Source organism: Paraburkholderia podalyriae, from assembly GCF_014397785.1.
Taxonomy (GTDB): Bacteria; Pseudomonadota; Gammaproteobacteria; order Burkholderiales; family Burkholderiaceae; genus Paraburkholderia; species Paraburkholderia podalyriae.
In genome coordinates this window covers 1-2,909 of record NZ_VZQQ01000172.1, presented here as the reverse complement: position 1 = coordinate 2,909, position 2,909 = coordinate 1, and the positions used below count along the sequence as shown (strand labels likewise).

The 2,909-nt window shown below is 61.3% G+C and carries 2 protein-coding genes; one reads left to right on the top strand and one right to left on the bottom strand.

All coding sequences use genetic code 11. The features are described from left to right. Nucleotides 1–311: 311 nt before the first annotated feature. The gene (locus F6X42_RS42125) at nucleotides 312–563 is read left to right on the top strand and encodes a hypothetical protein (RefSeq protein WP_187639664.1); all 252 of its coding nucleotides are present in this window, start codon (nucleotides 312–314) and stop codon (nucleotides 561–563) included. 661 nt (nucleotides 564–1,224) lie between these two features. On the opposite strand, the gene F6X42_RS42120 is transcribed toward F6X42_RS42125, so the two are convergent. Further along, nucleotides 1,225–2,586, bottom strand: coding sequence for a hypothetical protein (locus F6X42_RS42120; protein ID WP_187639663.1), 1,362 nt, complete (start codon nucleotides 2,584–2,586; stop codon nucleotides 1,225–1,227). Nucleotides 2,587–2,909 lie beyond the last annotated feature (323 nt).

Below are 2,909 nucleotides of genomic sequence, written 5' to 3'. Positions count from 1 at the left end.
ATGACTGCGCGCGCTCCCATCACCCCGATGCAGACATCGCCGGTTGATCTCAACCGACGCGGTGCGGCTACGCTCGGCCGTTACTTGCAAACGATTCTCCATTCCGTGTGCTAAATCCACCGCTTACACCTGATTACTTCGGAAGCTCGGCTGCAGCGGGTTTCTGACCCTCAATCTCGCGTCCGCTGACGCAGTCCCGTTCACGGCTAGCGCAGGTCCCGCGAGCAGACATCCCGATTAACGAATTGCCGAGTGGCGCGGCCCCGAAAAAAAGACTCAGGCAATGGCCACTGGATTCAAGGAGTCTCGAAATGAAATCACGCTTGGTGTTAACGGCAGCCTGCTCCTTGCTTCTTGTGGCGGGTGTTTCGAACGCGGTGGAGAGGCAGCAGGACGAACAGTCATCAGCGCATGCGACGATGAAACAGAACGCGAATGAGTCTGCTCAATCCAGTACGGACATGTCATATGGTGGCGTTCCCGACACGCGTATGGAAGCAGGCAATACGCCCACTCGCGCTTGCTCTGCCCGACCTCAATGCAACATTTTCTTTGGTCACTGAGGCAGCCGCGCTGTGGGAGCCGCCGCGATCAAACAACGCACGCGACAGTCCCTCAGCGAGAAGTCCGGTTATAGCTTTACGGCTGTCCAATATCGGTGTTACGCCTAAAAGCTCAAGTTTATGCAGGCGACGTCAACCCCGAAGGCGGCGCGCGACTTCGAGAGACAATTTCAGGCGCTGTCTGGAGGCGAGCCGGGCTGCACCGGAGCGACGTGCATCATGCTGCTTCCTCGTTTATCGGTTGACTAGCCGCGTTTGAGAGGGGCAAGTATCCGGGTCGTGCAGATGCGGCAGTGGCAGCCGACCTCACCGCATTCGCAGGGTCGCCGTCCGGGTCGGCATCGAACGTCGCCTTGCTGCCCAGTGCGGAGATGGCGAGAACCATCTTGCCCTTGTGGTCGAAGACCGGTGCGCTGACTGTGCCGATACAGGGCAGGAGGGCGCCTGCCACTGCCCCCACACAGCCACCCGGATGGCTTGCGCCATCGCCTGTACTTCGTTCTTCGAGCTCGGCTCCGGGCGGGCCGGCGCTGACGTGGCCGTCGCCAGCTCCTCGTCCATGAAGGGGTGGTTACCTTTCCGTCCATGGATGCCGCAAACAGGCCGCTGGTCGCGGAAGCAGGCATCGGCATGACGGAGCCGGGGCAGCGTTGACGGTAGCCTAGAACAAGTTTTCCTGGGAGCTCGGCGGTAGGGAGACCGGCGCGTCGGTGACGAGGCCTGCGTCCTTAAGAAATGCCAGGACGCTTCCTGGAGGCGCATGCAGCTTCCTGGCAAGCGTCGCAACGTAGAGACCGACCGGAACACTCGGGTGACAGTCGTCGAACGACTCCAGAAGCTCCTGCACCAGGTCGATGGGTACGCGAAGGCCTGCCTGCACCGAGAGCACACGCAACTGGCTCGCCGACAACATCGCGTACGCGGTCCACGTGAGCTCGTCGTCGGCGACGGCCGCGCCGGAGTGCGTCACAAGATAGGTAGGCTCCTCGATGTCCTCAATGAGCGGCGACAACACACCCCGCCCGGCGAGCGCCTGCAGGTAGTAGAACACGGCCTTGCGGGCCGCAGCCTCCTGGTTCGGCTCAACCCAGTAGCGCTCTTCAAGATACTTCAGCACATCAGAGAAAGCGATTTCTGCGGCGGTCGGCTCTGTTGCGGTGCGCATGACGAAGTGGCTGAATGCATCCGCTTGCCAGCCGCGGCGGTCCACACCGAAGGCGCTCTCGCCTCGCACATCAATGTCGACGTCGGACGGCCATTGGCCGCAAGGCAGCCCCATCTGTTTCTGGAGCACGTCGAGTTGGTCGGCCCAACGCAACTGCCGAAAGAACGCGTTGTCGGCAAATGCGAGGGGCGATGTCCATGAGGTTGGTGCCCGGGCGTCCGCTGCGCGTCCGGCGGTTGTCGCCGGCGCGTGCCACTGCTCGGCAGGCAACGGCGAAGCAGACGTATCTGCTTTGGCGAACGGGTAAATCCAACGCTTGTTGTCGACCGAGTGGAGCAGGCACCGTCGCAAATCGGCCCATCCCTTCACGCGGGTTGGGTCCGGCAGAGTGACTTCCAACGCCGGTACCTCGAGCTTCGCGATTCGCTCGCGCGCAGCGGTCCGGCCCAACCCGGGGATGGAGATGTCAATGATGAGCTGCCCGTCCGCTGTCTCCGCAACGAAGTCGACCGGCACGTGGATGACCTTGATGTCAGCAATGCAGTCCGTCCACTGCACGAGGAGACCTTGAATGCCAGCAGTCGCCGGCGCGACCCCGACGATAGGCACTTTGATGAATCGGCTCTCCATGAGCACGTGCTGTGCAGCGGCGCGCAGCGCGTAGTGCGCAGCCAGTCTGCAGCTTGTGCGGTCCACATGCGAGAAGTACGGAAAACCGGTTTCCGGCGCGTTCCTCCTCAGTTCTTTCCCACACGCGACACAGAAAAATGCCGGCCGATTGTGGGCAAAGAAATCGCTTGCGGCGACGACATTGGCCACTTTGTCGCGCGCGAAAACGATGTGCGCAGCTTTAGCCATGGGGCGGTCGGGTCTGTTGGCACGACCCGGTTGTACCGCATTTTCATTGAATTTGCCTGGATTCTGGGCAAAAACATGTTGTGAATAGGAGACGCGAACGGCGATTCAGACGCTGAATGGCCCACGCCGCGTGCAAATCGTGGTGGCGACTTTTCGGGGACGGCTTCGCATCCGTAGGTCAAAGTGCAGGCGCTGGACGGCTCTGGTGCAAATAGGCGGTCTGGACGAGATTTTTGTTATAGAAAGGATACCTCATCAAGCAGACAGGACGGCCTCCCAAACTGCGGGCGCAGCGGTATCTTTGAGGCCGAGCTTCGCGAGGC

Coding starts and splice junctions, on each gene's coding strand:
- F6X42_RS42120 (WP_187639663.1), bottom strand. CDS start 2,586: ATGGCTAAAGCTGCGCACATCGTTTTCGCGCGCGACAAAGTGGCCAAT.
- F6X42_RS42125 (WP_187639664.1), top strand. CDS start 312: ATGAAATCACGCTTGGTGTTAACGGCAGCCTGCTCCTTGCTTCTTGTG.